Below are 2604 nucleotides of genomic sequence, written 5' to 3' on the forward strand. Positions count from 1 at the left end.
CGGCTCGAGGCCGTGGCCGCCGAGGCCCGGTCTGCCGGGGCCGCGACGGTCGTGGTGCTCAGCGCGGACGTGTCCGACCCGGCGGCGGTGCGTGCCGCCGTCGGGCAGGCCGAGGAAGCGCTCGGGTCGATCGACCTGCTGGTCAACAACGCGGGCGCCATCGAGTCCGAGCACCCGCTGTGGGAGGCCGACCCTGACGAGTGGTGGTCGGTCTTCGAGACCAACGTGCGCGCGCCCTTCCTGTTCAGCCGCAACACAGTGCCCGGCATGATCGCGCGCGGCGGGGGGCGGGTCGTCGACCTGGCCTCGGGCGCGAGCTCGCACGAGATGTCCGGCGGCAGCTCGGCGTACAACGCGAGCAAGACCGCCCTGGTGCGGATGGGTGCCAACCTGCACGACGAGGGCTTCCGCCACGGGATCCGTGTCTTCGAGCTGGCGCCCGGGGTCGTGAAGACCGACATGTCGACGGGTATGACGCTGCACGAGAACCGCACGGAGTGGACCCCGGTCGAGCGCGTCACCGACGTCGTGAACGCGATCGCGGCCGGCGAGCTCGACGAGTGCTCGGGCTGGTTCCTGCGCGTCACGGACGACACCCCGGCCTCGCTCAAGGAGCGCGCGGCGCAGGTCGCGGCTGAGGGCACGCGGCGGACGGCGCGTCGGCTCCGCGTGCTGCCGGCGGGCAGCGCCGACCCCCTGACGGGAACCCTCACTGGCCGCTGAAGTGGCCGCTCACTGACTGCAGTCCCGGCCCGACCCGGGACGCACCTTCTCCTTTGAGGCCTAAGTTTCTTCGCTTTGAGCAGGCTCAAAGCGAAGAAACTTAGGCCTCAAAGGAGATCGGCGGGACGCGACCCTCGGCCCGCGACGATCGGGCCCCGCGACCCGGGTCCCGCGACCCGGGCCCGCGAGCATCCGGCCCCGCCTCGTCAGTGCCCCGCCAGCACGCCCCGCCAGAGCCGACCGAGCGGCACGGACCTGGCGATCGCCGTCTGTCCCGCGATGTTCGCGTGGACCCCGTCGCCGGTGTCGTACGGCGGGTAGATGGAGTTCGGGTTCGCCGGGTCGCGTAGCACGGCGTCGAAGTCGAAGACGCCGTCGCACGTCCCCGAGCAGTTGCCCCCGGCCCGGACGAACTCGTTCACGACCGCGCGGCGCGCGTTCTGTTCGGCCGTGTAACCGGGCCGGGGCGTGATCGGCGTGACGTAGACCTTGATCCCGGCCGCGCGCAGCCGGGCGAACGTGTCCCGGTAGGCGGCCAGGATCGTCTCCGCGGCGCAGTTGTTCGCGAGGTCGTTGGTGCCGTAGTAGTAGATCACGGCCCGCACGTCGTGCAGCGCGAGCACGTCGCGGTCCAGGCGCGAGACGCCGTCCAGCCCGCCGCCCCCGCACGCCGGCGCCGCCGTGGTCCCGGCGATCCCCTCGTTGACGACGGCGAACTGCCGGTCGGCGGGAAGCTCGTCCACGACGCGCTGCGCGAGCGTGTCGGTCCAGCGCTGGAAGACGGCCGGCGGCGGGCAGCCCGCGCCGCAGTTGTCCGCCCCCACGCCGTCGACCACCGAGCTGCCATAGGCGACCACCGTGCCGGCGACGTCGGGGCCCAGCACGTCCACCGCGCTGACCAGGTAGGTCCAGCCGTGCGTGTCGGGGAAGGCGCCGCCCGAGGTGTCGGCGGTCGTGTTCCCGCCGCCCATGGTCGAGAAGTAGTTGGTGCGGCCGGCCAGGTCGTGCAGCATCATGCGGGTCGGATTCGCGAGGTAGAAGCTCACGGCCAGATCGTCCATGGCGCCGGTGACGAGCTGCACCGGGTCGCTCCAGACCTCGCCGCCGGCGGGTATCGACACGGAGGCCGAACCGCCGAATGTGACCTCGCGCAGACTCTCGGGTCGAACCGCCGCACCGCCGGCGCTCAGGCCTGCCGTGGTGGCGTTCACCACCAGGGGCGCGGTGCCGAACTGGTTCTGCAACCGTACTCGCAGCGCCGAGCCGCCCTGCGTCAGCCGGGTCACGACCCGCACCGAGCGGTTCTGGAACGTCTCGGGGCTCAGCCCGGAGCTGCGCTGCTGCGACTGCGTCCACGACGTCGACCACGTGTCGGCGTCTGGCCCGGACGGAACGGCCACCGCCCCGGCGGCCACCGCTTCGGCGGCCGCCGCCCCGCCGTCGGCCGCTTCGGCGATCATCGGTCCGGCAGCCACAGGCTCGGCGGGCGCGGCCGCACTCGCGCCAACCGCCCCACCGGCCGCTATCCCGGCCGCGGTGACGAGCGTGATCACGGTACGTGCAAGGTCTCGGAACTCCATCGGTCCACCTGCTTCGCTGCTCGAGTCGTCGCTGATCGAGGACGCGGCATGGCACCCCGTGCGCCACACCGGACAAAACATCCGCCGCACGGAACGTATGACCCGGGCACCCGACTGTCAACGCTGTCATCGCCGTCGAAGCTGCTTTTTGCTCGCATCTGCGGGCGGCCGGTCCCTACGGTGGGCGGGCGAAAGTCCCTTCGAGCAAGGAGACCACCATGCGCCGTCGTCGTTCCGCACTTGCCGTAGCGAGCCTGGGGGTGGTCGCCCTGCTCGTGTCCGCGAGCCAGGCCACCGCGAG

General features: G+C 72.2%; 2 protein-coding genes. One reads left to right on the top strand and one right to left on the bottom strand.

The features are described from left to right. Nucleotides 1-723: SDR family oxidoreductase (locus PROKR_RS13145; RefSeq protein WP_036963947.1), on the top strand; the 723-nt coding region annotated here is incomplete at its 5' end. A 206-nt stretch (nucleotides 724-929) separates the two neighbouring features. Here the strand turns inward: PROKR_RS13145 and PROKR_RS13150 are convergent. Further along, entirely contained in the window at nucleotides 930-2303 is a 1374-nt protein-coding gene (locus PROKR_RS13150; protein WP_245605816.1) for a GDSL-type esterase/lipase family protein, read from the bottom strand. Between the last annotated feature and the right edge of the window lie 301 nt (nucleotides 2304-2604).

It is taken from the genome of Promicromonospora kroppenstedtii DSM 19349 (genome assembly GCF_000515355.1).
GTDB classification, from domain to species: domain Bacteria; phylum Actinomycetota; class Actinomycetes; order Actinomycetales; family Cellulomonadaceae; genus Promicromonospora; species Promicromonospora kroppenstedtii.

Bases quoted from the DNA above. Each gene is read 5' to 3' on its own strand.
- PROKR_RS13150 (WP_245605816.1), bottom strand. From the start codon at position 2,303: ATGGAGTTCCGAGACCTTGCACGTACCGTGATCACGCTCGTCACCGCG.